This window comes from Ruegeria sp. SATB045 (genome assembly GCF_059613525.1).
The window spans coordinates 22221-47971 of the sequence record NZ_JBXWSR010000039.1; the positions used below are offsets into that span (position 1 = coordinate 22221).

The window sequence follows — 25751 nt, forward strand, 5'->3', positions numbered from 1 at the left end:
CAAAAGCCCATATCGACCCCCATCCCCAAGGGGAATCAAGACCGCGTGCGGGATTCGTCCCAACCGCCCCGACCACCTCGAATAATGCTGAACCCTCTGGCGACACTGCCACGGTAAAGCGTTGTGAAAAAAGGTTCTGGAGTTACGGAACCGCAACGAAAAGGAAAGTGACACGTGGCACGTATTGCCGGCGTAAACATCCCGACTGCAAAGCGGGTACCTATCGCCCTCACATATATCACCGGAATCGGCAACACCTCGGCCAAAGCGATCTGCGAGGCCGTGGGCATTGAAGCGACCCGTCGCGTCAACGAACTGTCCGACGCCGAAGTTCTGAAAATTCGCGAATATATCGACGAAAACTTCACCGTCGAAGGCGACCTGCGCCGCGAAGTTCAGATGAACGTCAAGCGCCTGATGGACCTGGGCTGCTATCGCGGTCTGCGTCACCGCCGCAACCTGCCGGTTCGCGGTCAGCGCACCCACACCAACGCTCGTACTCGCAAAGGCCCGGCAAAGGCCATTGCTGGTAAGAAGAAATAAGGGAGGGTCTGACTGATGGCACGTGATAAGACTCGCGTTAAGCGCAAAGAGCGTAAGAACATCGCATCGGGCGTCGCCCATGTGAACTCGACCTTCAACAACACCAAGATCCTGATCTCGGACGTACAAGGCAACGCCATCTCGTGGTCGTCTGCCGGTACCATGGGCTTCAAAGGGTCGCGGAAATCGACACCCTACGCCGCTCAGATGGCTGCAGAAGATGCAGGCAAAAAGGCGCAGGAACATGGCGTCAAGACGCTGGAAGTCGAAGTTCAGGGCCCCGGTTCGGGTCGTGAATCGGCTCTGCGCGCGCTGGCTGCTGTGGGCTTCAACATCACGTCGATCCGCGACGTGACGCCGATTGCTCACAATGGCTGCCGCCCGCCGAAACGTCGCCGCGTCTAAGCGATTTTGAATTGAGCTGGGGCTGTGTTTTTGCACGGCCCCAGCACGTCATTTTGAACCTCGGGCGTCTGCACCTTGTTGGTCATGGGGCGCGGACAGGAATGGAGGGATTACATGATCCACAAGAATTGGGCAGAATTGATCAAGCCAACCCAGCTGGACGCCAAGCCGGGAAACGATCCTGCGCGTCAGGCAACGCTGGTTGCTGAGCCGCTGGAGCGTGGCTTTGGTTTGACTCTGGGTAACGCGCTGCGCCGCGTTCTGATGAGCTCGCTGCAAGGTGCGGCCATCACCAGCGTCCAGATCGACAACGTTCTGCATGAGTTTTCGTCGGTCGCAGGTGTCCGCGAAGACGTCACCGACATCATCCTGAACCTTAAAGGCGTGTCGCTGCGCATGGAAGTCGAAGGCCCCAAGCGCCTGTCGATCAATGCCAAAGGCCCCGCCGTTGTCACCGCAGGTGACATCAGTGAAAGCGCCGGTATTGAGGTTCTGAACCGCGATCACGTCATCTGCCACCTGGATGATGGCGCCGACCTGTTCATGGAACTGACCGTCAACACCGGTAAGGGTTACGTCTCGGCTGAGAAGAACAAGCCCGAAGATGCACCCATCGGCCTGATCCCGATCGACGCGATCTATTCGCCGGTCAAGAAGGTTGCCTATGACGTTCAGCCGACCCGTGAAGGTCAGGTTCTGGACTATGACAAGCTGACCCTGAAGATCGAAACCGACGGTTCAATCACACCCGAGGACGCGCTGGCCTATGCGGCTCGTATCCTGCAGGATCAATTGTCGATCTTCGTCAACTTCGACGAGCCGGAATCGGCTGGCCGCCAGGACGAGGACGATGGTCTGGAGTTCAACCCGCTGCTGCTGAAGAAAGTGGACGAGTTGGAACTGTCGGTCCGTTCGGCAAACTGCCTGAAGAACGACAACATCGTTTACATCGGCGATCTGATCCAGAAGACCGAAGCCGAGATGCTGCGCACCCCGAACTTCGGCCGCAAATCGCTGAACGAGATCAAAGAAGTGCTGTCCGGCATGGGTCTGCACCTCGGCATGGATGTAGAGGACTGGCCGCCCGACAATATCGAAGATCTGGCGAAGAAATTCGAAGACGCGTTCTAAGCGCGTCTTCCCCAATGCCCGGGCTGCCGGGGACTGTATGGGCGATGATGCCCCAAGGAGAGCCGGTGACACGCATCGCCGGCCAGACAAAGCAAAAACGCAAGATAGGAATTGAACAATGCGTCACGCACGTGGTTACCGCCGCCTGAACCGTACTCATGAACACCGCAAGGCTCTGTTTGCAAACATGGCTGGCTCGCTCATCGAGCATGAGCAAATCAAAACAACTCTGCCCAAGGCAAAAGAACTGCGCCCGATCATCGAAAAGCTGGTCACACTGGGCAAGCGCGGCGACCTGCACGCGCGTCGTCAGGCCGCAGCACAGCTGAAAGAAGACAAAGACGTCGCCAAGCTGTTCGAAGTTCTGGGCCCCCGCTACGCCGACCGTCCGGGTGGTTACGTCCGTGTCCTGAAGGCTGGCTTCCGTTACGGCGATATGGCGCCGATGGCGATCATCGAATTCGTTGATCGTGACGTCGACGCCAAAGGTGCGGCTGACAAAGCCCGCGTTGCTGCTGAAGAGGCCGCAGAAGAATAAGAAAGCCTAGCTTTCATTTTCAGACCCCCGTGTTCCGTACGCGGGGGTTTTGCTTTTTGACCCCGTAGATAAAGTCAACCCTTCCTCGGAAACAGGAGCCCAAAGTGACCGTTCGCATGTCTGCTTTTGATGTTCAGGGCCTTGCTTTTGGCATAATCATGACAAGCCTGAGTGTTGTTTTCTTAAAAGCCGCAGGGTTGGTGACGGGGCAGACCGCAGGCATCGCGCTGTTATTGTCGTATGTGCTGCCGCTTGGGTTCGGGCCGCTGTTCTTCCTTATTGGTGTGCCTTTTCTGGTGCTGGCCTGGGTGAAAAGAGGGCCGATCTTTGCGATCCGTACTATTGTTGTTGTGGTTGGAATCTCGACCCTCTCGCAGCTTTTGGGCTCGATCGTGCTGTTTGAACGCCTAGACCCGCTTGTCGCGGCCATTCTGGGTGGGGCGTGCAGCGGAATGGGGTTGATTGCGATCTTCCGGCACAATGCGTCTGCGGGAGGGATGACCATTCTGGGCATCATTCTGGAACATCGCACCGGGCTCAAGGCGGGATGGTTTCAGCTTTCGGTCGATGCGATAGTTTTTCTCGCCTCGGCCTTTGTGCTTAGCCCGTCGCAACTGCTGTATTCCTTCCTTGGGGCTGTGATCACCAATATGGCAATCGTATGGAACTTCGACGTGGCCCAAAGCGGCACCGGGCGTCCCGGTTATGGTCGGTCTGCAAACTCATAGCGATCTTGCAAACGGTCGGTGTTGCGGACATATCAATCCGTAAACATCCATGAGGGTCACATGCTCCGCGCGCTTTTGCTTTGTCTGCCGTTTGCCCTGTTGCAAGCCCCCGCCCATGCTCAAACCAAAGTGCCGCAATCGCAGGCCGAGATCAGCTTAGGCTTTGCGCCGGTGGTCAATCAGGCCGCGCCTGCGGTGGTCAATATCTATGCCAAGATCGTGCGGCAGGGGCGGGCGAACCCGTTTTTCTCGGACCCGTTCTTTCAGGATTTTTTTGGCGGCGGGTTTAACGAGCCGCGACAGCGGGTACAGAACTCGTTGGGTTCGGGGGTGATCCTGTCTGACGACGGCTATGTGGTGTCAAATTACCACGTGGTCGGCACGGCGACAGAAATCCGTGTTGTCACCACCGACCGGCGCGAGTTCTCGGCGCAGGTGGTGCTGGGCGATAAGGAAAGCGACATCGCCATTTTGCGGTTGGAGGACGCTGAGCGGCTGCCTTACTTGCCGCTGCGCGATTCCGATCAGGTTGAGGTGGGTGAGCTTGCGCTCGCCATCGGCAACCCGTTTGGTGTGGGGCAGACGGTGTCTTCGGGCATCATCTCGGGTCTGGCGCGGACGGGCACGGCCACGGGCAATGCGCGGGGCTATTTCATTCAGACCGATGCGGCGATCAATCCGGGCAATTCAGGTGGGGCGCTGATTGATGTGAATGGTGATCTGATCGGGATCAATACCTCGATCCTGACGCGTTCGGGCGGATCGAACGGCATCGGCTTTGCGATCCCGGCCAATCTGGTGGCCGAATTCCTGCGGCAGGCGCAGGCAGGTAATGACCAGTTCGTCAGCCCTTGGGCTGGGATCTCGGGTCAACACATGAGCGCAGATATCGCGGAATCTCTGGGTATGGCGATCCCACAGGGCGTGGTGATTTCCAACCTCCACCCGCTCAGCCCCTTGGCTGAGGGCGGGTTGCGTGTGGGCGATGTGGTGACGCATGTGGACGGGGATGAAGTCAATTCCCCCGCCGAGATGAAGTTTCGCATGGCTGTGGCCGGGGTCGGCGGCACCTCGGTTTTGACCCTGTTGCGCGGTGAGGCGCAGGATGAGGTCGAGGTTGCCCTGATCCCAGCCCCTGATACGCCCTCGGCGGATGAAACCACGCTGGATGATCGGACGGTGATGCCGGGGCTGGTGATCTCGCGTATCAACCCGGCGGTGATCGCCAAGATGGGCCTGCGGTTGACGGAAACCGGCGTGGTTGTGTTGGATGCCGGGCGGTATGGCGGGCGCTCGGGGTTGCGCGTTGGGGATGTTCTTAACAGCATCAACGGCAACGCGATTGCCCATCCCGATGACGTTACCCGCGCGCTGACCGATCCGGGCCGCCGGGTTCAGTTTGAATTGCTGCGCGGTGGGCGATCGGTCTCGCTGCGGTTCCGGCTATGAGCGATCTGTTCAACACCGGGGGCGACCGGTCTGCGCCGCCCGCGCATCGCCCTCTTGCCGACCGGCTGCGCCCGCAGACACTGGCCGAGGTGATCGGGCAGGAACAGGTGTTGGGCCCTGATGCGCCTTTGGGGGTGATGCTGGCCTCGGGCAGCTTGTCCAGTCTGGTGTTCTGGGGGCCGCCGGGGGTGGGCAAGACCACCATCGCGCGGCTTTTGGCGCAGGAAACCGATCTGCATTTCGTTCAGATCAGTGCGATTTTTACCGGCGTTCCCGATCTGCGAAAGGTGTTCGAGGCCGCGAGAATCCGCCATCAGAACGGGCAGGGCACGCTGCTGTTCGTGGATGAGATTCATCGTTTCAACAAGGCCCAGCAGGATGGCTTCCTGCCCCATATGGAGGACGGCACGATCCTGCTGGTGGGGGCGACAACCGAGAACCCCTCGTTCGAGTTGAACGCCGCTGTGCTGAGCCGCGCGCAAGTGTTGGTGCTGGAACGCCTTGATTTGGCCGATCTGGAGCGTCTGACGCAGCGCGCCGAAAAGGAGCTGGGCAAGGCGCTACCTTTGACCGGGCCTGCACGTGACGCATTGCACGAGATGGCTGATGGCGACGGGCGGGCGTTGTTGAACCTAATCGAACAGATTGCGGCGTGGAAAGTCGATACTCCGCTGGATCGTGAGGTGCTGGCAACCCGCCTGATGCGGCGCGCGACGAAATACGACAAGTCGGGGGACGAGCACTACAACCTGATCTCGGCTCTGCACAAATCGGTGCGTGGCTCAGACCCGGATGCGGCGTTGTATTGGTTTGCCCGAATGCTGGAAGGGGGTGAAGACCCTCGCTATATCGCGCGGCGTCTGACCATCATGGCGGTCGAGGATATCAGCCTGGCCGATCCGCAGGCACAGGCTTTGGCGCTTCATGCGTGGGAAGTCTATGAACGGATTGGCAGTCCCGAAGGCGAATTGGCGCTGGCGCAGGCGGTGGTCTATTTGGCCTTGGCACCCAAATCGAACGGGGCCTATGCGGGTTACAAGGCTGCTCGCGAACTGGCGCGAAAATCGGGTAGCGAACCTCCACCCAAACATATCCTGAACGCACCTACTTCGTTGATGAAAGAACAGGGCTATGGTGCGGGCTATGCCTATGATCACGACGCCGAGGATGGATTTTCGGGCCAGAACTATTTTCCCGATGGCATGGACCGCCCGGACCTGTACCAGCCGGTCGAGCGCGGGTTCGAGCGAGAGTTGAAGAAACGTCTGGAGTATTTCGCCAAGCTACGGGCCCAACGCAATCGTTAGTGCCGCTGCGTCAAGGGCGACAGGGCGGTAAAATCGCGCTTGGCTTGGGTCATGAGAGTTCAGGGAGGAAGCTCATGACCGTATCCATAGACAAAACCGATGACGTCTGGACTATCATCCACGACCGCCCCGAGGCCCGGAATGCCGTGGACACTATCCATGCCGAGACGCTGGTCGACGCGTTTCTGGAATTTGAAGGCAGCCCGGCCAAGGTGGCTGTGTTCTGGGGCAAGGGCGGGAATTTCTGCGCTGGATGGGATCTGAAACTGGCAGCCACTCTCTCTGACCCGGATTTGCGTGAGGCATATTTTGACCGTCTGTCCTTTCCCATCGGCTCGGCGCCCTCGATGGTCGGGCCATTGGGGCCATCAAGGCTGGAGCTGCCCAAACCCGTCATAGGCGCGGTTGAGGGCGCGGCTGTGGCTGGCGGGATGGAGCTGGCGCTGTGGTGCGATATCCGCGTGATGGCCGAAACCGCATACCAGGGTGTCTATTGCCGCCGCTGGGGGATCACGCTCATGGATGGGGGTTCAGTCCGGTTGCCGCGCCTAGTCGGGCAGGGCAAAGCTTTGGAAATCGCTCTGACGGGTCGCAAGGTTGAGGCGCAGGAGTGCTACAATATCGGATTGGCCGAAAAGATCGTGCCGCATGGTCAGGCCCGCGCCGCAGCCGAGGCCATGGCGCATGAAATCGCCCGCTTTCCGCAAGAGGCGGTGCGAGCCGATCGTCGCTCGATCATCGAAACGCGGGGGATGCCGGTGCGCGAAGCGCTTAAGGTCGAATGGGCCAACGGGTTGGATGCGATCCGCCGCGAAGGCACCACCGGGGCGAGCAGGTTCCGGGATGGGGCCGGGCGCGCGGGTGACTTTACCAATATCTGACCGGGTTGACTCTGCCGGTAAGTCACGCCACAGACGCGCATGTTTTCAATGGCACTGAATGGCACACAACCCGCGCGGATCCGGCGCGCGAAAGGGATATCGGCATGAGCGGCGTACAGATGATCACCGTGGCAGAAGGCGATGGCGACCAGCGGGTCGATCGGTGGCTGCGCCGCCTGTTTCCACATGTCAGCCAGGGCCGCATCGAAAAGATGTGCCGCAAGGGTGAGCTCCGCGTGGACGGCGGGCGGGTGAAAGCTGCGACCCGGCTTGAGGTCGGACAGGTCGTGCGGGTGCCGCCGCTGCCCGATGCCGATCACAAACCGGCCGAGGTCAAGCGACGCATTTCGGATGCGGATGCCAAGATGATCCAGTCCTGTGTCATCTACCGCGACGATCACGTGCTGGTGCTGAACAAACCGCATGGCCTGCCGGTGCAGGGCGGCAGCGGACAGACGCGGCACGTTGACAGCCTGTCCGAGGCGCTGCGCTTTGGCTATGACGAGAACCCGCGTCTTGTGCATCGGTTGGACAAGGACACCTCCGGGGTGCTGCTGCTGGCCCGCACGCGCGAGGCGGCCAAGGGGCTGACGGCGGCCTTCCGGCATCGCGATACGCGCAAGATTTACTGGGCTTTGGTCGCCGGTGTGCCGACCCCCTATCTGGGTGAAATCAAAACCGGTCTGGTCAAGGCCGCCGGTCACGGCAAGCACGGCGAGGGTGAGAAAATGATCCCCGTCCACCTGAACGAGGTCAACGACACCCCCGGCGCGAAACGGGCGCATACGCATTATGCCACGCTTTACCGTGTGGCAGGGCGCGCCGCCTGGGTCGCGATGGAGCCAATCACCGGTCGCACCCACCAGCTGCGGGCGCATATGGCGGCGATTGGTCACCCGATCATCGGGGACGGCAAATATGGTGGGTCGGGTCAGGAAAATCTCGGCGATGGCTGGGGTGCGCAGTTGGGCGGGATCATCAGCAAAAAGCTGCACCTACACGCGCGGCAGGCCTCGTTCGAACACCCGGTGACGCGCAAGACGATTACCGTGAAAGCCCCCTTGCCGGATCACATGAAACACAGCTGGGACACGTTCGGCTGGACCGAGGACCTGGCCGCCGACGACCCGTTCGAGGAACTGCAATGAACACACCGCTGCGTCTGGTGCTGTTCGACGTGGATGGCACTCTGGTTGACAGTCAGGGCAGCATCGTTGCCGCGATGACGGCCAGTTTCGACGCGCTGTCCTTGCCGGTGCCGGATCGCTCGGCGGTCCTGTCCATTGTTGGCCTGTCGCTGCCCAAGGCGATGGCGCAGCTTGCGCCGCAGCATTCGGATGCGGATCAGGTGCGGCTGGTCGAGGGGTATAAACAGGCGTACCACGCACATCGGCTGGAACAGGGTATGGCGGGATCGCCGCTCTATCCCGGTGCCCGCGAGGTGATTGAGGCGTTGCACGCCATCCCCGAAGTTCTGCTGGGCGTGGCCACCGGGAAGTCTCAGCGCGGATTGGATGCGTTGATCGAAGGGCACGGGCTGCAGGGTTATTTTGTCACGAGGCAGGTGGCGGATCATCACCCCTCGAAACCGCACCCTTCGATGATTGACACCGCGCGGGCCGAGACGGGGGTTGAAGCAATCGATACCGTAATGATCGGCGACACCCAGTTTGACATGGACATGGCCACCGCTGCTGGCGTGCCCAGCGTTGGCGTCACCTGGGGTTATCATGCGCGCCCCGCGCTAGAGGCCGCGACAACCATCATTGAAACCTTTGACCAGTTGCCCAATGCGCTGGAACAAATCTGGACCTGAGACGATGAGCGACTGGAAACCCAAACGATTCTGGACCCAAAGCGCAGTAGTCGAGGCTGAAGGCGGCTTTACCGTCGAGCTGGATGGCCGCCGGGTGAAAACGCCCGCCAAGGCGGGTTTGATCGTGCCTACGCAGACCATGGCGCAGGAGATTGCCGCCGAGTGGGACGCGCAGGAAAAAGAAGTCGACCCGACCACCATGCCCTTCACCCGCTCTGCCAATGCGGCCATCGACAAGGTGCAGCATCAGCACGCCGAAGTTGCAGACATGTTGGCTGATTACGGCGATTCGGACTTGTTATGTTACCGTGCGACGCACCCGCAAGAGTTGCAGCAGCGGCAAGCCGAGCAATGGGACCCGGCGCTGGATTGGGCGGCAGAGACACTCGCCGCGCGTTTGGTGCCCGTTGCTGGTGTCTTGCACAGACCTCAGGACACGTCGACCCTGCAGAGCTTGAGGCAGCGTGTCCATGATTTCAATGACTTCCAGCTTGCAGCCTTCCACGATCTGGTCAGCCTGTCCGGGTCGCTGATCCTTGGGTTCGCCGTTTCGGCCAATTGGCGCGCGGTGGAAGACATCTGGGAAATTTCGCGGCTGGACGAACTTTGGCAAATTGAACAATGGGGCCATGACGACGAAGCGCATGCTGCGTCCGAAGTCAAACGCGCCGCGTTCCTACACGCCAAACGGTTCTTTGATCTCTCGGTTTGAGCCCTGACGCCTGAAATTCCGCCAAAGACGCGGACATCTGCAAGGTGATCCATCGTTTTCGCTGATCCGACCCTTGACGTTTGTTTATGAATGCGACCAAACTCAAGCCCACTAAAGGGGAGACACCTTTGGGGAAACCTTTCCGGTGCCAAAGGTGCCGGACAGAACCGTCTCTGGACAGGGGCGGAAAATCAGGAAGAGGTAAAAATGAAAAAATCCGTAATTTTGGGCGTGGCGACCGTTGCCGGCCTGGCTGCAGGCGCAGCGACAGCGGGGACTGTCGATGATGTTAAAGCGCGCGGTAAGCTGAACTGCGGTGTAACCACCGGTCTGGTTGGCTTTGCTGCACCCGATGCAAATGGTGAATGGAAAGGCTTTGACGTTGCGGTCTGCCGTGCTGTCGCAGCAGCCGTTCTGGGCGATGCAAGCGCCGTCGAGTTTGTTCCGACAACTGGTAAAACCCGCTTTACTGCGCTGGCCTCGGGTGAGATCGACATGCTGGCCCGTAACACCACGTGGACGTTCAGCCGCGACGTGGACCTGAAGTTCGAATTCGTGGGCGTAAACTACTACGACGGTCAGGGCTTCATGGTTCCCAAGGCGCTGGGCGTCAGCTCGGCCAAGGAACTGGACGGCGCAACCGTCTGCATCCAGACCGGCACCACCACCGAGCTGAACCTGGCGGACTTCTTCCGCTCGAACAACATCAGCTACGAGCCGGTTCCGATCGAAACCAACGCTGAAGCGCAGCAGCAGTATCTGGCTGGTGCATGTGACGTTTACACCACCGACGCATCTGGTCTGGCCGCAACCCGCGCCACATTTGAAGATCCGTCGGCGCACGTCCTGCTGCCCGAAATCATCTCGAAAGAGCCGCTGGGCCCGCTGGTCCGTCATGGCGATCACGAGTGGGGCGACGTTGTCCGCTGGACTCTGAACGCGCTGATCTCGGCTGAAGAGCTGGGCGTGACCTCAGCCAACATCGACGAGATGGCCGCTGGCACCAACAACCCGGAAGTGAACCGTCTGCTGGGTACCGAAGGTACTCTGGGCGAGATGCTGGGTCTGGATGCCGACTGGGCTATGAAAGCGATCAAATCGGGCGGCAACTATGGCGAAGTCTTCGCGCAGAACATCGGCGAAGAAACTCCAATCGGTCTGGCACGCGGTCTGAACGCACAGTGGACCGATGGCGGCCTGCTGTACTCGCCGCCGTTCCGCTAAAATCCATTGAAAAGGGCGCGGGGTTAACCTGCGCCCTTTTTCCAAAACAGAATGCTACGGACTGCTCGGGAGCGGGGAAAACCCTGCCGGGAAGGAAGCGTCCGAAAAGCACGGGGATCCCATAATATGTCGACTATGACTGACCCACCGAAAGCTGACTTTCGGTTGTCTATGCTCATAAACGATACCCGCTATCGCTCACTTACTTTCCAGGTGATTGCGGCAATCGTCATTGCGCTTTGTATTTGGTATCTGGGTAATAACCTGATCCAGAACCTTCGGGCCGCGGGGCTCAATATCTCCTACACATTCCTGGGCGACCCGGCCGGGTATGACATCAACCAGCGACTGATCGAGTATGACAGCCAGTCTTCGCACGGAAGAGCGGCTGTCGTCGGTATTCTGAACACCCTTTTGGTTGCGTTTTTGGCATGTATTACGGCCACAGTGTTTGGCGTAATCGCAGGTGTGCTGCGTTTGTCGAACAACTGGCTCGTTTCCAAGCTGATGGCGGTGTATGTCGAGATATTCCGGAATATTCCGGTTCTCATCTGGATCATCATCATTTTCACCATCATGACGGCAGTTTTGCCGGGGCCGCGGGCTTTCCGAGGCGACAACCCGACTTCAAGCATGCTGTTTGATTTGTTCGCCTTCACCAACCGTGGCGTCTATATTCCCCGCCCAGAATTTACAAACGGCTTGTTTGGCGCGACGGTCTTGAATTGGCTGCTGGTTGTCGTGGTTCTGATCGGATCCTGGTTCGGATCTCGTGAAATCGAGAAACGTGCCACTTTGAAGCAAGAGCAAACCGGCGAACGGCCCAAAACCCTGGTCGTCAAGCTGGCAGTTTGGCTGGTACCGTTTGCTCTGTTGATGGTTTTGATGGGATTGACTTGGGATGTCCCGGCGCTGAAAGGCTTTAACTTCAGCGGAGGAATTAAGGTCGGTGGTCCGCTCATTGCGCTTTGGTTCGCATTGTCGATCTACACCGGTGCCTTCATCGCGGAAAACGTCCGGGCGGGTATCCAAGCGATATCGAAAGGTCAGACAGAGGCCGCCGCCGCGTTGGGTCTGCGTCAGGGTCGGATCATGAATCTGGTCATCTTGCCTCAGGCTTTGCGGGTCATCATCCCGCCGCTGATTTCGCAGTATCTCAACATCACCAAGAACTCGTCTCTGGCGATTGCGGTGGGTTACGCGGACATCACTGCGACGCTGGGCGGTATCACGTTGAACCAAACGGGTCGTGCGATTGAATGCGTCTTGCTGCTGATGCTGTTCTATCTGACAGCCTCTCTGATGATCTCGATGGTGATGAATATCTACAACGCATCCGTCAAGTTGAAGGAGCGCTGAGCATGGCTGATCAAACAACAAACCCGATCGCCTTTGTGGCTGAAGGAACTATTCCTCCTTCTCCACCGCCGGCAAACCAGACGGGTATTGTCAAATGGCTGCGCGAGAACTTGTTCTCGGGCGTCACGAACACGATACTGACAGTTCTATCCATCTTGCTAATCTATGTTCTTCTCAAGAACACGTTGCCATGGATTTTGAACGGCGTGTGGAACGCGGACTCGCTTGCTCAATGCCGCGAGATTCTGGATGGAAAAACCGGTGCGTGCTTTGCAGTTCTGACCGAACGCTGGCATCAGTTGATCTATGGGTTCAAATACCCTGCAGAAGCTTATTGGCGCCCAAATCTGGCCTTTGTGCTTATGCTGGTGGCGCTAGCGCCGGTTCTGTTCTTTGACCTGCCGCGCAAACTTCTGGTGTTCACGGCGCTGTATCCCTTCATCGCCTTCTGGCTGATTTGGGGTGGCAGCATTCTGGTTCCAATCGTGGCGCTGCTTGGTTTTGTTGCCGCGGGTGTCGTTTTCCAGAAACTTGGCCGTAACAGCTTTGCCGCTGGGTTCTTTGGCGCGATAGTGGTGGCTCTGATCGTTTGGAATATCGGTGGGGCTCTGATCCCGGAAGGTGCAAACGAAGGTGCTATGCTCACCGCCGTTCCAAGCCGTGATCTGGGTGGCTTTATGCTGAACATGATGCTGGGTTTGACCTGCGTATCGCTTTCAGTGCCGCTTGGGATCGCTTTGGCGCTGGGTCGTCAGTCGTCAATGCCGCTGATCAAATGGGTCTGTGTCATCTTCATCGAATTCATCCGTGGCGTGCCTTTGATCACGCTGCTGTTCGTGGCTTCGGTGATGCTGGCCTACTTCTTCCCGCCTGACAGTACGGTCGACCTGTTCCTGCGCGTGGTGATCATGATCACCATGTTCTCGGCCGCTTATATCGCCGAGGTGATCCGGGGCGGTCTGGCAGCGCTTCCACGTGGGCAGTACGAGGCAGCAGATAGCCTTGGTTTGGATTACCCGCAGGCGATGCGCCTGATCATCCTGCCGCAGGCTCTGAAGATCTCGATCCCTGGTATCGTGAACGTGGCCGTAGGCCTGTTTAAAGATACCACACTGGTTTCGGTCATTTCGATGTTCGATCTGGTGGGCATGATCCGGGGGCCCATCCTGGCGTCAACCGAATGGAACGGCGTCTATTGGGAGCTTCTGGGCTTTGCCGCGCTTCTGTTCTTCGTCGTCTGCTACGGCATTTCTCAATATTCCCAGTGGCTCGAGCGTCGCCTTGCCACGGACCATCGTTAAGGAGTTCAACACATGTCTGAACTTGCAATTGAACGCGAAATCGACCGCTCGAAGATGCAGGTGAGCGACGAGGTCGCCATCGAAATCAACGGCATGAACAAGTGGTACGGGTCTTTCCACGTGCTGCGCGACATCAATCTGACCGTCAATCAGGGCGAGCGGATCGTGATCGCGGGGCCTTCCGGTTCCGGAAAATCCACCCTGATCCGCTGCCTGAACGCGCTGGAGGAACACCAGCAGGGCACGATCGTCGTGGACGGAACCGAGCTGTCGAATGACCTGAAAAACATCGACAAGATCCGGTCCGAGGTTGGTATGGTGTTCCAGCACTTCAACCTGTTCCCGCACCTGACCATTCTGGAAAACTGCACGCTGGCCCCGATCTGGGTGCGCAAGACGCCCAAGAAAGAAGCCGAAGAGCGCGCAATGCATTTCCTGGAAAAGGTGAAAATCCCGGATCAGGCGCTGAAGTATCCCGGCCAATTGTCTGGTGGTCAGCAGCAGCGTGTGGCGATTGCGCGGTCCTTGTGCATGATGCCGCGGATCATGTTGTTCGATGAACCAACATCGGCGCTGGACCCCGAGATGATCAAAGAGGTGCTCGACACCATGATCGAACTGGCCGAGGAAGGCATGACCATGCTGTGCGTCACACACGAGATGGGGTTTGCCCGTCAGGTCGCCAACCGCGTGATCTTTATGGATGCCGGTCAGATCGTGGAACAGAACGAACCCGAAGAGTTCTTCAACAACCCGCAGAGCGAACGGACCAAGCTGTTCCTCAGTCAGATTTTGGGTCACTGATCCAGTTGAAATCTGGGAGAGGGCGGGGCTTTGGCCTCGCCTTTTTCTATTCCAGCAGCTCGCGCGGTGTGATGAAGCCCATAACATCCCCACTTCGCCAGTCGATATCTGCCCAATCCTTGATGCTAAACTGGATCACGGTTGTCGCACATGTCGGGTAATCCAAGAAACGTGGGTGATCTGGGGGACGACGAACGATCCGGCGGGCGAACTCGCATATGCCCGAGTTGTGGCCTAGCATCATGACCGTTGGCTGCGTCGCGCCCGACAGTTCAATCAGCATGTCTTCGGGTTCGGCTAGATATAGTGCGCGGTGAAAGCAAATCCTGTCGGCTTGCAGCCCCATGCGATCCCATGTTTCACGCGTCCGGATTGCCGTAGAGCTGATTACTTCGTCCGGCGTCCATCCGTGTTCATTCAACCACCTGCCAATGGCGCGTGCAGATTTCCGGCCGCGTTTGTTCAAGGGGCGGTGATGATCCTCGAGCGTTGGATCGCCCCAACTGGATTTTGCGTGGCGGGTAAGGATCAGAGTCAGGCTCATGATGGGTGGAACGCTTTCATATGATGGGCGGACTGCTCGGGGTCGCGATTGGCGCCGGCGCTGACAGGGCAGGACAGACGTGCAAGGCAGCCTCCGGTCATGCAGGTTTGGCCCTCGTCTGTGGAGAGGTGCGCATGGCATGCGCCCACGTCATAGAATTCCTGATCGTTCAACGCGCCCACGGGGCAGGTCGAGGTGCAGGGCGCGGCACAGGTGGTGCACGGCGAGGGTGCTACCGCCTCGGGTATCTCGAACTCCTGTGCGAAATGCAGCGCGCCCCGGTATGAGATCATCATACCGACGGTGTCATGCACCAGCGCGCCCACCGGGCTGCTGAAAGTGCGCCCGGATTTCAACGCCCAGTCGATGAAAGGAGCATAAGGTGGTCCACCGAAGGGAAAATGCGCTTCGGCCCCAAGATCACGTGCCATCTGTCGGATTACGCGGGTTGACCACCGGTCGACAGGATCGGGGCCGTTCCATTCCGGGGCCGCTTTCAGGACCGGCCAAAAGCCTGGCCCCGCGCCCAACAGAACCAGAGTGCCACCGTCCAGTCCCTTGGCTCCGCTGATACGGGGATGGGTCGCGCCCATGGTGATTAACCCGGCCTGATGCGCGACACGTCCCACCCAGCCATAGCTGATAGCCGCTTTATAGGCTGAGGCGGGGGCTTGTCGCGTCATCTCTTCTCCGCTGTGGGGGGCTCAGTCGGGGCGGATCAGTGACCCTGCGCCGTGTTCGGTAAACAGTTCCAAAAGCACCGCGTTGGGCGCGCGACCGTCCAGAATGACCACCGCCCGTACGCCGCTGTGCAAAGCATCCAGCGCCGTTTCAGTCTTGGGGATCATACCGCCTGCGATCGTACCTTCCATGGTCATCTCGCGGATCTGACCGGCCTTCAGTTCGGTTACGACTTCGCCCGCAGCGTTCTTGACGCCCGAAACATCGGTCAGCAGCAACAGGCGATCCGCTTTCAGCGCCGAGGCAATCGCGCCTGCGGCGGTATCGCCATTGACGTTCAGCGTCTCTCCGTTCCGGTCTGCACCCAGTGGCGCGATCACTGGGATCACATCATGCGAAAACAAGTCGTGCAGGATTTTCGGGTTCATGTCCGCCGGAGAGCCTACAAAGCCAAGAGCCGGATCGGCCTGATCGCAGACCATCAGATTGGCGTCCTTACCAGACAGGCCCACGGCTGTTCCGCCCTGATCGTTGATTGCTTGGACGATGCGCTTGTTCACAAGGCCAGACAGGACCATCTCGACCACTTCGACGGTGGCTTTGTCGGTGACACGCTTGCCGCCTACAAATTCGGACTGGATGTCCAGCTTGCCCAGCATCGCGTTGATCATCGGGCCGCCACCGTGGACGACCACCGGGTTCACACCGACCTGACGCATCAGCACGACGTCGCGGGCAAAGCTTTCCATCGCCTCGTCACTGCCCATTGCGTGTCCGCCCAGCTTGATGACGACAATGGCATCGTCATAACGCTGCAGATACGGCAAAGCGCTATTCAAGGTGGCTGCGGTGGCGATCCAGTCCCGGTTCATATCTCTTGTCTTCATGGCTGCTGTCCCTCTGGCATTCCGTGTTAGGGCCTTTGCCCGGTGCTGCCAAGGGGCAAGCTATTCCAGATGCGCAATGATAGAGCGCAGCGTGGGAATCCCGTCGCCCTTTTCCGACGAGGTCAGCACGATTTCAGGGAAGGCGGCAGGGTGTTTCGACAGCGCTCCGCGTACCTGATCCAGAACCTTTTCGCGCTCGTTGGCTTTGACCTTGTCGGCCTTGGTCATCACGCATTGAAAGGTCACGGCGCTGGTGTCCAGGAGCTTCATGATCTCGGCATCGACAGGCTTCACCCCGTGGCGCGAGTCGATCAGAACAAAGGCCCTGCGCAGTGTTTGACGTCCGCTCAGGTATTGTTTCAGCAGCCGCTGCCATTTTTCGACAACCTTGACCGGCGCATTGGCAAAGCCATAGCCGGGCAGGTCGACCAGATACAACTCGGGGCCTTGGGTGAAAAAGTTGATCTCTTGCGTGCGGCCCGGCGTGTTCGAGGCACGCGCCAATCCCTTGGTGCCGGTCAGCGCGTTGATCAGGCTGGACTTGCCCACATTCGAACGCCCGGCAAAACACACCTCTAGCCGGTCTGGCGCGGGTAAGCCGTTCATGGCGACCACGCCTTTGACAAACTCGGATTCGCCGGCAAACAGTTTGCGGCCACGCTCTTGCGCGAACTCATCCGGTGTTTCGGCTAAGGGAAAGGGCAGGGTGGTCATAGCAGTTGAACCTTGTCACCGGTTTTGACCTCGCCACCCCTTATCACCTCGGCGTAAACACCGAAATCCTGATGATCCCAGGTATTGAGCGCCGCCAAAGTATCGGCATCACGCGCACCTGTATCGGGGTTGGCAGTCGTCGCAAGGCATCGGGTGATACGCTCGCGGACATGCAACACAGCCTGCCCGATCTGTACTTCGCGGCCCAGCCATTCGAATTCTTCCCACAGGGGCAGCCCGTCGAACCAAATATTGCCGCGCCAGCGTACTGGGGAAAGTTCTTGCCCCAACTTCTGCTCGACCGCGCGATGCGTGGCCATGTTGCACAGGCTAATCGAAGGGAAATCGCTGTCCGTCATCCCTCGTCCAGGCACTCGGACGATGCGGGCCGAGGCCGCACGATCCGCAGGCATCAGCGGCTTGACCCAATCCAGAAAGGCATCTTGTTGCGTGTCGGGCTGAAAGTGCAGCTCGGGTCGTTCGGGATGGGTCAGTGTGACCGTATCACCTTTGGTACGGGCCGAGATTGCCATCAGCGACGGTGCTTTGGCACCGCGGCTGAAATTGACACAAGGTGCCCATTCGGTTCCATCCGTTTTCGACGCTTCATGCGCGACGGCCCAAACACGATCCCCGGGCATGGTTTGCCCGGGGTTCAAAGTGACGGTCTGCACGGCCTCGCGGCCATGGCTTTTGATCGGATGTCGCCAGAGGTTGGTTACTTCACCTGTCATTTGTCATCCGTCTTCGGTGTTCGTTTGAAGCTTGACTTTATGTTTCCGAACACGTCCGGCTTGTAGCCCTGGCTGCGCATGATCAGGTATTGCTGGGTAAATGTAATCGTGTTGTTCGCAATCCAGTAGACCACCAGGCCACTGGCAAAGCTGCCAAGCATGAACATAAAGACCCACGGCATCCACGCAAAGATCATCGCTTGGGTCGCGTCAGTTGGTGCCGGGTTCAGCTTTTGCTGCAGCCACATTGAAACACCCAGCAACAGCGGCAGAATACCGATGAAGATCAGCGCCATCAGTGTATCGGGCTGCGGACCGGCCCACGGTAGCCAGCCAAAGAAGTTCAGTATCGAGGTTGGGTCGGGCGCGCTGAGGTCCTGGAATGGTCCAAACCACGGGGCCTGACGCAGTTCGATCGTGACAAAGATCACCTTATACAGCGAGAAGAAGATCGGAATCTGCATCAGGATCGGCAAACAACCTGCGGCGGGGTTCACCTTTTCCTTCTTGTACAGCTCCATCATGCCTTGCTGCATCTTCTGGCGGTCGTCACCAGCGGCCTCTTTCAGGGCTTCCATCTGCGGCTGCAGTTCCTTCATCTTCGCCATCGAGACGTAGGATTTGAATGCCAGCGGGAAGAGGATCGCCTTGATGATCAGGGTCAGGCCGATAATAGACCAGCCCATGTTGCCGATCAGAACGTTGATGTTGTGCAGCAGCCAGAAGATCGGCTTGGTCAGGAAATAGAACCAGCCCCAGTCGATGCTATCGATAAACTTCTGTACGCCTTCGGCTTGATACTCACGGATGGTTTCCCATTCCTTTGCGCCTGCGAACAGTTGGGTGGTCACTTCTTCTGTCGCGCCGGGGGCGACGGTCAGTGTGGGCAGGACTGTCTCGGTCTGATAAATCTTGCGGCGGGCGTCGTATTTCGCAGCAGCCTTGAAGGTCGCACCTTCTTCGGGGATCAGAGTGGTCATCCAGTAGTGATCAGTGAAGCCGACCCAGCCGCCTTCCTTGACCTGAAACACCTCGGCCTGAGCGCGTTCGTTCGGGTCGATGTCAAAGTCGCGGACGTCGCCATAGTCGATCTCGTCCAGCACGCCGTCGGCCATAACCATGACCCCTTCGTGGAGGATGAAGAAATTCTTCAGGTCGGGCAGGTCACCGTCTTCACCGATGCCGTGGCGGGCCAGAATGCCATAGGGGGCCATGCCCACCTCGGCCTGCGTGTTGTTTTCCACCGATTGGGTGACGTCGAACATATAGTTTTCGTCCACCGAGATTGTGCGGCGGAAGGTCAGGCCGTTGCCATTGTCCCATTTCAGCGTGACCGGCGTGTCGACGCCCAACGTCTCACCGCTTTCCAAAGTCCACAACGTGTTCGGGCCCGGGACATCGGTGCCTGCAACACCTGCGCCAGGTGCCCAGCCGTACAGCGCATAATAGGCCGATTCCGATCCGACCGGGGACAGCAGTTCCACAATCGGCGCGCCTTCTTCGATCGAGACTTTGTAATCCTTCAGGAATAGCTCATCGATGCGGCCACCTGACAGGGAGAGGCTGCCCTCCAGACGAGGTGTGTCGATCACAATGCGTGGTGCTTCGGCATCGGGCAGCGTTTCTTCTGCAGCAGCTGTCGCCTCACCGGTCGTGCCGGCGTTTGTGGCGCTGGGCGTCTGAACCTCGGTCGCGTCGGTGGCGCTGATTTCAGCCTGATCGGGCAGCGCGGTTTGTTCCGGCGGTGGGAACAGCACGAACCAAACAAGGATCACGAGAAAGCTGAGCGCGGTTGCGAGGATGAGATTCTTATTCTGATCGTCCATCTGGGACAGCCACCTTAAGCAGTGAAACACACCCGGTGGGTTCAACAGAGTGCAGCCCCAAAGGTCAAGCGGATTCGCCCGTCAAACCGTCGCGGATTGGGTTTTTCATGCGGAATTGGCCGATCAAGAGCCAGTTTGCCGCCCTATCTTGGGAACTCCATTCACCTTGTTCTGATGCGCTGCGATCCAGTCCAGCGTTTTTTCGAATGGCATGGGTTTTCCGATCCCAAAACCCTGAACGTGATCGCATCCCAACTGGGCCATCAATGCATGCTCTCCCGGAGTTTCCACACCTTCAGCCAGAGTTTCCAAATTCAGCCGTTCCGCCATTGTGAGAATGGCACTGACCATTTGCTGCTGGCTGGCGTCCTTGTCCGCCTTTGTCACGAAAGAACGATCAATCTTGATGCGCGAGACGTCAAAACGTTTGATCGACGTGATCGAGGCATGACCTGTACCGAAATCGTCAAGGTCAATGCAACAGCCCAGCTTTGACATACTTGTCACGTTGCGGGTGATCACGTCATCCGGTCTGCGAGAAAACACTGTCTCAAGCACTTCGACGGCCAATCTGTCCGGGGTCAGATCATTCTGATCCAACTCCCATTTTAGCCGATCAATGAGTGTAGGATCCCGTAACTCGTCCGATGAAAAGTTGATCCCGATCCGCGGCACTATAACCCCGGCGCGATCCCATTTTTGCATCGCTGTGAACGCGTGGTGGCGCATGGCCTGACCAAACCGTTCCATCAGCTCGGCCTGCTCAGCGAAGGGTAAGAAGATATTCGGACCCTGCACGCCCTTTTGCGGATGCTCCCACCGGGCCAGCGCCTCGAATCCGGTCACGCGTCCCGTATCGGTCGAGACTTGCGGTTGGAACCATGGACGGATTTCTCCGCTGTCCAGAGCCGCGTCGAACTCTTTACGTAAATTTGCACGAATGCGCGATCGACGACGCGTTTCGTTGGAATAAGCGCGTATAGTCGAGGAACCATTTCTTTGCGCCTCTTCCAGCGCGGATGAGGCTGCGTCGATCCAAGTCTCAAATCCGTCGTCGCGTAAAGAGGTTAGCAAGCTGAACCCGATCGAGCATGAGACGTAGATTCCAGAACCATTGAGGGTCAAGGGCTCTTCAATGGCAGATTGGATACGACCGGACATCTGAATGCAAGCCTCAAGGTCAAGGTGCTTTGACGGCCGCAACCCGATGGCAATCTTGTGCGGGTCCAGCTGCGTGGCAATATCCTGCGCACGGATGGCAGATAAAACGCGGGCACAGAATTGTTCGGCCATATGGTTGGCCGCCGCATTCCCGTGCAGATCAATAAATTCGTCGAAGTTGTCCAAAGCGACGATCAGGCAGGCGGATTCTTCGCGGATATTGCGCGCCGTTTGATAGAACCCCTCGATTTCCGAGGCGAAACTGCCGATAGATTTAAGGCCGTTGGCTTCGCTTCGGTCTGCGTGTGACTTAGCAGTATCTGCAGCCGTCAGGATGATTGCTACTAGAACCGGTAGGGACAGGGCCACGATGACCAGGGCGCGTTCCCCGCCGATCCAGAAGGCAGCGAGGCTGATCGCAGGGATGAAAGCCAAGGCCTGAGGGCCGCTGAGTACGGTTGTCAGGACATTCAGAACTCTGCTGACAGAGATATTTTTCCACATCAGATTACGGGCCTTTTTCTTGGGCGTCGCACGCTGTGGTCAACCCTAGAAAAGCAATCTGAGTCAGACGTTAACGCAGATGTGGAATTTCGTCAGCAATTTTGCCTTTTTCGCCGGGTTCTAAAGAAAGCCCTGCGAAATCAAACAATTTTGGGTCCAAAAGATGAGACGGCCGCGCGTTTGTCAGAGCGCGGAACATCACTTGTCGCCGACCGGGGCTGTTCTTTTCCCACTGGTCGATAATCTGTTTCACCTGCTGACGCTGCAACCCGTCCTGACTGCCGCACAGATCGCAGGGGATGATTGGGTAGCTCATTGCGTTGGCGAATTTCTCGCAATCGGCTTCGGCCACATGTGCCAGAGGGCGGAACACGAACAGGTCGCCTTCTTCATTCACCAGTTTCGGCGGCATCGTGGCCAGACGTCCGCCGTGGAACAGGTTCATGAAGAACGTCTCGAGGATGTCGTCGCGGTGGTGCCCCAAAACGACGGCGGAACAGCCTTCCTCACGCGCAATACGATAGAGATTGCCACGGCGCAGACGCGAGCAAAGTGCACAATAGGTGCGGCCCTGTGGTACCTTGTCCATCACGATAGAATATGTGTCTTGATATTCGATCCGGTGGGGTACGCCCATCCGTTCAAGAAACTCGGGCAGGACAGTGGCGGGAAAACCGGGTTGCCCCTGATCCAGATTGCAGGCCAGCAGATCGACGGGCAGAAGACCGCGCCATTTCAGCTCATACAGCACTGCCAGCAGGGAATAACTGTCCTTGCCGCCTGACAGGCAGACCAACCAGCGTGGAGGCTTGCCGTCTTTGTCATGGGCCGACGGGTCCACCATCCCGTATTGCTCGATGGCTTCGCGAGTTTGGCGCACAATGCGCTTGCGCAGCTTCTTGAATTCGGTGGTCGAAGGCGCGCCGGCAAAGAGCGGGTGGATATCGTCAGCTTCGTCAAACATGCGCAGCCCCTACAATAGTTGGCGCAACCGGGCAAGGGTGACGCTTAGCCCATCCGTGCGAGCAAGGCATCTGTGTCCAGCCCCCGTACTGATCCGGGCACCCGCCCGCTGTCACCTGTCAGGCGCGTCGCGATGAACCCGTCGGCCACGGCGGATGTGGCGTTGCGCAACAGTAGCGAAGCCGTTAGCAGCAGAGCGGTACGTTCAGCAAACCAGCGCGCCTCGGGTTCAGAGGGCAGGCCGGGCCATTGGTCGCGATAGGTTTGCAAGGCCGCGTCATAAGCGCGGTCTGCGCCGCGCGCGGTCTCCAGTTCGGCCTGCAAAACCTCGGCGGCCAAAGGCTCACGTGCCAGCGTTCGCAGGATATCAAGGCAGATCACATTGCCCGATCCCTCCCAGATGCCATTCAGGGGTGCCTCGCGGTAGAGAAGGGGAAGGGGCGTATCTTCGACGTACCCCATGCCGCCCAGAACCTCCATCGCTTCGACTACGACCACGGGGCAGCGTTTGTTGTTGAGGAACTTGGCCAGCGCCACGCCGATACGGGCAAAGGCGCGGTCCTCGGGGGTTTGCCCGTCAAAAGCCTGCGCAACGCGCATCCCGAGGGTCAGCGCGCCCTCCCAATCAAGAATCAGATCACTCAGCACGGCGCGCATCAGAGGTTGGTCGATCAGGCGGCGCTGAAAGGCGCTGCGGTGACTGACCCAGTGATGCGCCGAGGACAGGGCCGCGCGCATCAGCCCGGCGGGGGCCATCGCGGTATCAAGCCGTGTGTGATGCACCATCTCAAGGATCGTGCGAATGCCCGCGCCTCCGTCGCCCAGTTGATAGGCCAGAGCGTCGTGATATTCGATCTCGGCCGAGGCGTTGGCACGATTGCCCAGCTTGTCTTTCAGGCGCATCAGATGGATGGCGTTGCGCTCGCCCTCCAGCCAGCGTGGCACAAGGAAACAAGTCAGCCCGCCCGGGGCCTGCGCCAGCGTCAGGAACCCGTCCGACATCGGGGCCGAGCAGAACCATTTATGCCCGTGCAACCGCCAATGATCACCGTCCCGCGTGGCGGTGGTGGTATTGGCGCGGATGTCTGAGCCTCCCTGTTTCTCGGTCATCGCCATGCCCAGCGTGGCGCTGTGCTTGTGCGCTATGGGCTGGATAGCGGGATCGTAAGTATGCGCGGTCAGTTTAGGCACCCAGCGCTGGGCAATATTGGCGTCGGCTTTTAACACAGGCACCGCCGCATAGGTCATTGTCAGAGGGCAGCAGTGGCCGGGCTCGATCTGGCTGGCCATATAGACCATTGCAGCATGGGTTGCATGACCGCCGGGCTGACTATCCCACGGCAGCGCGGCGTATCCGGCGCTTTGGCTCAGCTGTATCAACTGGTGATAGGCGGGGTGAAACCGCACTTCGTCCAACCGCCGCCCTCCGGTATCGAACAGGCGTAGTTCCGGGGCATTCCGGTTCGCATCGTGCGCGGCCTCTTGGGTTTGGGCTGTTCCCAGAGCACGCCCATAGGCCGCCAGCGGGTCAACGCGCCCCTTCGCGCGGTTCACGCACCCTTGCAGTACCGGGTCCGAAGTCCAGAGGTCGATATCGCCGCGCTCGGGCGGTTGGTTCAGAACGTCATGTGTCGGCAGGGTGTCGCGGGCGCGTGTGGTCATGGGCCGAGTGTCAGGCCGGGGTCGCGCGCGGTCAACCCTCGTCGGTATCGTCGGGCACCGGGTCATAGCCCGTGCCACCCCACGGATGGCATCGGCCAATGCGGCGCGCGGTCAGCCATGCGCCCTTGATGGCGCCGTGCTTTTCCAACGCCTCCAACGCATAGGCAGAACAGGTGGGTTGATAGCGGCAATTATGCCCGACCCAAGGGCTGAAGATCAGACGGTATGCCTTGACGGGCAGGGCAAAGACACGCGCCAGCAGGGTCATTTCCGTTCACTATGGATTTTGCGCAGCGCATAGCGCAGATCGCCCAGCAGCGCCTCAAAGGCGCGATCCGCCGTGACCTCGGCCCGGCCAATCAGGACGTAATCCCAGCCGTCGTGACCCTGAACCGGCAGAACGGCGCGCGCAGCCTCGCGCAGACGGCGTTTGGCGCGATTGCGGGCGACGGCATTTCCGACTTTCTTAGAACAGGTAAAGCCCACGCGAATCCCCGATGCTTCGTCCGGGGCGCGTTTACGGGCCTGCACCATCATCGACGACGTCCCCTGCCGCCGCGCGCGGGCGGCCTTCAGGAAATCGGATCGCTTTTTGAGGATGATCAAAGGTTCAGACACACAAACGGACGCCGCCGGAGGCTTGCTGGGCTGGTGTGAACCATCCTCAGGGGCCTCCGGCGGCGTCATGTTCATAACCTGAAGGGTCGAGCGGCTTACGCGCTCAACGACTTGCGGCCGCGTGCGCGACGTGCGTTCAGGATTTTGCGGCCGGCCTTGGTGGCCATGCGCGCGCGGAAACCGTGGCGGCGTTTGCGAACCAGGTTCGAAGGCTGATAGGTGCGTTTCATCGCTCCGTCTCCAATCTATAGCGGTCGGGTGCGGCGCAGATTCGCCTTGCCCTAGTGTTCGAAGCCCGTCCTCTACTGGGTGGCGGGGGGTAAGTCAAACCCCTAGGTGGGGGTTTTGCCGCCTTTTGCAACAATTCTGTAACCGCCACAGTTGAAAAGTTTCAATTTGACGGTTTTGCCGCCTGAAACCCTCACATTCCCTACCGTAAACATCAAGGCGGCGTGAGGCCCCTGTTGCAGCGCTGCGCGACGTCGCATGTTGAGCGTAGATGAAACGCACAAAACCGGACACAGACATGAGCGATACAACTCAGGCCCCCCGTAGCGGGCTTGCGCGCCATATTCCATTGTTGGTGATTCTTGCCGTAGCCGTGGCGGGGTTCTTCACTTTGGGCGACTACCTGACCTTTGAGACCCTGCGCGACAATCGCGAATCCCTGCTGGCGTGGCGGGATGCGAATTATTGGGCCATGGCAGTTGCATTCGTGGCGATCTATATCGTGATCGTCGCATTCTCATTGCCCGGTGCCGCCGTGGCTTCGATGACAGGCGGGTTCCTGTTTGGCCTGTTTGCGGGTACCGTGTTCAACGTTTTCGCGGCCACCATCGGCGCATCGGCGATCTTTCTGGCGGCGCGCTGGGGGTTAGGAGAGTCTCTGACAGCGAAACTGGAGTCCTCGGAAGGAACGGTCAAAAAGCTGAAGGACGGGCTTCGCGAGAACGAAATCTCGGTCCTGTTCCTGTTGCGCCTTGTACCGGTGGTGCCTTTCTTTGTTGCAAATCTGGTGCCGGCACTGGTGGGGGTGAAGTTCCGTAACTTCCTGTTTACCACCGCGCTGGGCATTATTCCGGGCGGCATCGTCTATACTTGGATCGGCGTTGGCCTGGGTGGTGTGTTCGATCGGGGCGAAACACCGGATGTGTCCTTGTTGTGGGAGCCGTTCGTGATTGGGCCTATCATTGGCTTGTGTGTACTGGCGGCATTGCCCATCGTTATCAAAGCTGTGCGCGGCAAAAAGGACGCCTGAT

At 58.9% G+C, this 25751-nt stretch carries 28 protein-coding genes; 16 read left to right on the forward strand and 12 right to left on the reverse strand.

Translation table 11 applies throughout. From position 1 onward, the window contains the following. Positions 1 to 174 precede the first annotated feature (174 nt). The 15 genes from rpsM to AC2FNR_RS22260 all read left to right on the forward strand — a co-directional run bounded on the left by rpsM (position 175) and on the right by AC2FNR_RS22260 (position 14198). The gene (gene rpsM, locus AC2FNR_RS22190; RefSeq protein ID WP_170332212.1) at positions 175 to 543 is read left to right on the forward strand and encodes a 30S ribosomal protein S13; all 369 of its coding nucleotides are present in this window, start codon (positions 175 to 177) and stop codon (positions 541 to 543) included. A gap of 15 nt (positions 544 to 558) precedes the next feature. Continuing rightward, on the forward strand, positions 559 to 948 hold the full coding sequence (gene rpsK / locus AC2FNR_RS22195) for a 30S ribosomal protein S11 (RefSeq protein WP_008757289.1): 390 nt from the start codon (positions 559 to 561) through the stop codon (positions 946 to 948). 114 nt (positions 949 to 1062) lie between these two features. Next, complete coding sequence (locus tag AC2FNR_RS22200) at positions 1063 to 2079, forward strand: DNA-directed RNA polymerase subunit alpha (RefSeq protein ID WP_480497475.1); 1017 nt, start codon at positions 1063 to 1065, stop codon at positions 2077 to 2079. A 118-nt stretch (positions 2080 to 2197) separates the two neighbouring features. Further along, positions 2198 to 2617: a 50S ribosomal protein L17 gene (rplQ, locus tag AC2FNR_RS22205; protein ID WP_496851523.1), complete on the forward strand. Its 420-nt coding sequence runs from the start codon at positions 2198 to 2200 to the stop codon at positions 2615 to 2617. Positions 2618 to 2721: 104 nt separating this feature from the next. Then, positions 2722 to 3345, forward strand: a complete 624-nt coding sequence (locus AC2FNR_RS22210; RefSeq protein WP_496851525.1) for a YitT family protein — start codon at positions 2722 to 2724, stop codon at positions 3343 to 3345. A 60-nt stretch (positions 3346 to 3405) separates the two neighbouring features. Continuing rightward, positions 3406 to 4794, forward strand: coding sequence for a trypsin-like peptidase domain-containing protein (locus tag AC2FNR_RS22215; RefSeq protein WP_496851526.1), 1389 nt, complete (start codon positions 3406 to 3408; stop codon positions 4792 to 4794). Further along, complete coding sequence (locus AC2FNR_RS22220; RefSeq protein WP_496851528.1) at positions 4791 to 6101, forward strand: replication-associated recombination protein A; 1311 nt, start codon at positions 4791 to 4793, stop codon at positions 6099 to 6101. The genes AC2FNR_RS22215 and AC2FNR_RS22220 overlap by 4 nt, the downstream gene beginning before the upstream one ends. 74 nt (positions 6102 to 6175) lie before the next feature. Further along, a complete protein-coding gene (locus AC2FNR_RS22225) occupies positions 6176 to 6982 on the forward strand; it encodes a crotonase/enoyl-CoA hydratase family protein (RefSeq protein WP_496851530.1) in 807 nt (268 codons plus the stop codon). 104 nt (positions 6983 to 7086) lie between these two features. Then, complete coding sequence (locus tag AC2FNR_RS22230; protein ID WP_496851531.1) at positions 7087 to 8130, forward strand: RluA family pseudouridine synthase; 1044 nt, start codon at positions 7087 to 7089, stop codon at positions 8128 to 8130. Beyond that, a complete protein-coding gene (locus tag AC2FNR_RS22235; RefSeq protein WP_496851533.1) occupies positions 8127 to 8798 on the forward strand; it encodes an HAD-IA family hydrolase in 672 nt (223 codons plus the stop codon). Before AC2FNR_RS22230 ends, AC2FNR_RS22235 begins: the two co-directional genes overlap by 4 nt. Before the next feature lie 4 nt (positions 8799 to 8802). Then, entirely contained in the window at positions 8803 to 9510 is a 708-nt protein-coding gene (locus tag AC2FNR_RS22240) for an ATP12 family chaperone protein (protein WP_496851535.1), read from the forward strand. A 207-nt stretch (positions 9511 to 9717) separates the two neighbouring features. Continuing rightward, complete coding sequence (locus tag AC2FNR_RS22245; RefSeq protein WP_170356663.1) at positions 9718 to 10734, forward strand: amino acid ABC transporter substrate-binding protein; 1017 nt, start codon at positions 9718 to 9720, stop codon at positions 10732 to 10734. Positions 10735 to 10860: 126 nt separating this feature from the next. Beyond that, a complete protein-coding gene (locus AC2FNR_RS22250; RefSeq protein WP_170356662.1) occupies positions 10861 to 12093 on the forward strand; it encodes an amino acid ABC transporter permease in 1233 nt (410 codons plus the stop codon). Positions 12094 to 12095: 2 nt separating this feature from the next. Further along, positions 12096 to 13394: an amino acid ABC transporter permease gene (locus AC2FNR_RS22255; protein WP_353394382.1), complete on the forward strand. Its 1299-nt coding sequence runs from the start codon at positions 12096 to 12098 to the stop codon at positions 13392 to 13394. Between the two features lie 12 nt (positions 13395 to 13406). Further along, a complete protein-coding gene (locus tag AC2FNR_RS22260; RefSeq protein WP_269149621.1) occupies positions 13407 to 14198 on the forward strand; it encodes an amino acid ABC transporter ATP-binding protein in 792 nt (263 codons plus the stop codon). Positions 14199 to 14244: 46 nt separating this feature from the next. Here the strand turns inward: AC2FNR_RS22260 and AC2FNR_RS22265 are convergent, their stop codons facing one another. From AC2FNR_RS22265 to rpmH, 12 genes are all read right to left on the reverse strand, one after another. Next, positions 14245 to 14742 carry a SixA phosphatase family protein gene (locus AC2FNR_RS22265; protein ID WP_496851537.1) on the reverse strand — a complete coding sequence of 166 codons (498 nt, stop codon included), beginning with the start codon at positions 14740 to 14742 and terminating at the stop codon, positions 14245 to 14247. Further along, positions 14739 to 15425 carry a ferredoxin gene (locus AC2FNR_RS22270; protein ID WP_496851539.1) on the reverse strand — a complete coding sequence of 229 codons (687 nt, stop codon included), beginning with the start codon at positions 15423 to 15425 and terminating at the stop codon, positions 14739 to 14741. The genes AC2FNR_RS22265 and AC2FNR_RS22270 overlap by 4 nt, the downstream gene beginning before the upstream one ends. A 21-nt stretch (positions 15426 to 15446) precedes the next feature. Then, positions 15447 to 16310: an acetylglutamate kinase gene (gene argB / locus AC2FNR_RS22275; RefSeq protein ID WP_496851541.1), complete on the reverse strand. Its 864-nt coding sequence runs from the start codon at positions 16308 to 16310 to the stop codon at positions 15447 to 15449. Positions 16311 to 16370: 60 nt separating this feature from the next. After that, positions 16371 to 17024, reverse strand: coding sequence for a ribosome biogenesis GTP-binding protein YihA/YsxC (gene yihA, locus AC2FNR_RS22280; RefSeq protein ID WP_496851543.1), 654 nt, complete (start codon positions 17022 to 17024; stop codon positions 16371 to 16373). Further along, positions 17021 to 17758 carry an MOSC domain-containing protein gene (locus tag AC2FNR_RS22285; protein ID WP_480870073.1) on the reverse strand — a complete coding sequence of 246 codons (738 nt, stop codon included), beginning with the start codon at positions 17756 to 17758 and terminating at the stop codon, positions 17021 to 17023. The genes yihA and AC2FNR_RS22285 overlap by 4 nt, the downstream gene beginning before the upstream one ends. After that, positions 17755 to 19584, reverse strand: a complete 1830-nt coding sequence (gene yidC, locus AC2FNR_RS22290; protein ID WP_170356655.1) for a membrane protein insertase YidC — start codon at positions 19582 to 19584, stop codon at positions 17755 to 17757. The genes AC2FNR_RS22285 and yidC overlap by 4 nt, the downstream gene beginning before the upstream one ends. Positions 19585 to 19707: 123 nt before the next feature. Continuing rightward, positions 19708 to 21249 carry a putative bifunctional diguanylate cyclase/phosphodiesterase gene (locus tag AC2FNR_RS22295; RefSeq protein WP_496851545.1) on the reverse strand — a complete coding sequence of 514 codons (1542 nt, stop codon included), beginning with the start codon at positions 21247 to 21249 and terminating at the stop codon, positions 19708 to 19710. Positions 21250 to 21319: 70 nt separating this feature from the next. After that, positions 21320 to 22213, reverse strand: coding sequence for a tRNA 2-thiocytidine(32) synthetase TtcA (ttcA, locus tag AC2FNR_RS22300; RefSeq protein ID WP_496851547.1), 894 nt, complete (start codon positions 22211 to 22213; stop codon positions 21320 to 21322). A 44-nt stretch (positions 22214 to 22257) separates the two neighbouring features. Further along, positions 22258 to 23874, reverse strand: a complete 1617-nt coding sequence (locus tag AC2FNR_RS22305; RefSeq protein WP_496851548.1) for an acyl-CoA dehydrogenase family protein — start codon at positions 23872 to 23874, stop codon at positions 22258 to 22260. A gap of 31 nt (positions 23875 to 23905) precedes the next feature. Then, complete coding sequence (gene yidD / locus AC2FNR_RS22310; RefSeq protein WP_170356651.1) at positions 23906 to 24142, reverse strand: membrane protein insertion efficiency factor YidD; 237 nt, start codon at positions 24140 to 24142, stop codon at positions 23906 to 23908. After that, positions 24139 to 24561, reverse strand: a complete 423-nt coding sequence (gene rnpA, locus AC2FNR_RS22315) for a ribonuclease P protein component (protein ID WP_170755597.1) — start codon at positions 24559 to 24561, stop codon at positions 24139 to 24141. The genes yidD and rnpA overlap by 4 nt, the downstream gene beginning before the upstream one ends. Positions 24562 to 24587: 26 nt before the next feature. Then, positions 24588 to 24722, reverse strand: coding sequence for a 50S ribosomal protein L34 (gene rpmH, locus AC2FNR_RS22320; RefSeq protein ID WP_005980833.1), 135 nt, complete (start codon positions 24720 to 24722; stop codon positions 24588 to 24590). Positions 24723 to 25018: 296 nt separating this feature from the next. Here rpmH and AC2FNR_RS22325 point away from each other — a divergent pair, with 296 nt between their 5' ends. Beyond that, the gene (locus AC2FNR_RS22325; protein WP_496851551.1) at positions 25019 to 25750 is read left to right on the forward strand and encodes a TVP38/TMEM64 family protein; all 732 of its coding nucleotides are present in this window, start codon (positions 25019 to 25021) and stop codon (positions 25748 to 25750) included. Position 25751: the final 1 nt, after the last annotated feature.

Excerpts from the sequence above, each read along its gene's own strand:
- rpsK (WP_008757289.1), top strand. The coding sequence starts at position 559 with ATGGCACGTGATAAGACTCGCGTTAAGCGCAAAGAGCGTAAGAACATC.
- AC2FNR_RS22200 (WP_480497475.1), top strand. The coding sequence starts at position 1,063 with ATGATCCACAAGAATTGGGCAGAATTGATCAAGCCAACCCAGCTGGAC.
- rplQ (WP_496851523.1), top strand. The coding sequence starts at position 2,198 with ATGCGTCACGCACGTGGTTACCGCCGCCTGAACCGTACTCATGAACAC.
- AC2FNR_RS22215 (WP_496851526.1), top strand. The coding sequence starts at position 3,406 with ATGCTCCGCGCGCTTTTGCTTTGTCTGCCGTTTGCCCTGTTGCAAGCC.
- AC2FNR_RS22220 (WP_496851528.1), top strand. The coding sequence starts at position 4,791 with ATGAGCGATCTGTTCAACACCGGGGGCGACCGGTCTGCGCCGCCCGCG.
- AC2FNR_RS22225 (WP_496851530.1), top strand. The coding sequence starts at position 6,176 with ATGACCGTATCCATAGACAAAACCGATGACGTCTGGACTATCATCCAC.
- AC2FNR_RS22230 (WP_496851531.1), top strand. The coding sequence starts at position 7,087 with ATGAGCGGCGTACAGATGATCACCGTGGCAGAAGGCGATGGCGACCAG.
- AC2FNR_RS22235 (WP_496851533.1), top strand. The coding sequence starts at position 8,127 with ATGAACACACCGCTGCGTCTGGTGCTGTTCGACGTGGATGGCACTCTG.
- AC2FNR_RS22240 (WP_496851535.1), top strand. The coding sequence starts at position 8,803 with ATGAGCGACTGGAAACCCAAACGATTCTGGACCCAAAGCGCAGTAGTC.
- AC2FNR_RS22245 (WP_170356663.1), top strand. The coding sequence starts at position 9,718 with ATGAAAAAATCCGTAATTTTGGGCGTGGCGACCGTTGCCGGCCTGGCT.
- AC2FNR_RS22250 (WP_170356662.1), top strand. The coding sequence starts at position 10,861 with ATGTCGACTATGACTGACCCACCGAAAGCTGACTTTCGGTTGTCTATG.
- AC2FNR_RS22255 (WP_353394382.1), top strand. The coding sequence starts at position 12,096 with ATGGCTGATCAAACAACAAACCCGATCGCCTTTGTGGCTGAAGGAACT.
- AC2FNR_RS22260 (WP_269149621.1), top strand. The coding sequence starts at position 13,407 with ATGTCTGAACTTGCAATTGAACGCGAAATCGACCGCTCGAAGATGCAG.
- AC2FNR_RS22265 (WP_496851537.1), bottom strand. The coding sequence starts at position 14,742 with ATGAGCCTGACTCTGATCCTTACCCGCCACGCAAAATCCAGTTGGGGC.
- AC2FNR_RS22270 (WP_496851539.1), bottom strand. The coding sequence starts at position 15,425 with ATGACGCGACAAGCCCCCGCCTCAGCCTATAAAGCGGCTATCAGCTAT.
- argB (WP_496851541.1), bottom strand. The coding sequence starts at position 16,310 with ATGAAGACAAGAGATATGAACCGGGACTGGATCGCCACCGCAGCCACC.
- yihA (WP_496851543.1), bottom strand. The coding sequence starts at position 17,024 with ATGACCACCCTGCCCTTTCCCTTAGCCGAAACACCGGATGAGTTCGCG.
- AC2FNR_RS22285 (WP_480870073.1), bottom strand. The coding sequence starts at position 17,758 with ATGACAGGTGAAGTAACCAACCTCTGGCGACATCCGATCAAAAGCCAT.
- yidC (WP_170356655.1), bottom strand. The coding sequence starts at position 19,584 with ATGGACGATCAGAATAAGAATCTCATCCTCGCAACCGCGCTCAGCTTT.
- AC2FNR_RS22295 (WP_496851545.1), bottom strand. The coding sequence starts at position 21,249 with ATGTGGAAAAATATCTCTGTCAGCAGAGTTCTGAATGTCCTGACAACC.
- ttcA (WP_496851547.1), bottom strand. The coding sequence starts at position 22,213 with ATGTTTGACGAAGCTGACGATATCCACCCGCTCTTTGCCGGCGCGCCT.
- AC2FNR_RS22305 (WP_496851548.1), bottom strand. The coding sequence starts at position 23,874 with ATGACCACACGCGCCCGCGACACCCTGCCGACACATGACGTTCTGAAC.
- yidD (WP_170356651.1), bottom strand. The coding sequence starts at position 24,142 with ATGACCCTGCTGGCGCGTGTCTTTGCCCTGCCCGTCAAGGCATACCGT.
- rnpA (WP_170755597.1), bottom strand. The coding sequence starts at position 24,561 with ATGACGCCGCCGGAGGCCCCTGAGGATGGTTCACACCAGCCCAGCAAG.
- rpmH (WP_005980833.1), bottom strand. The coding sequence starts at position 24,722 with ATGAAACGCACCTATCAGCCTTCGAACCTGGTTCGCAAACGCCGCCAC.
- AC2FNR_RS22325 (WP_496851551.1), top strand. The coding sequence starts at position 25,019 with ATGAGCGATACAACTCAGGCCCCCCGTAGCGGGCTTGCGCGCCATATT.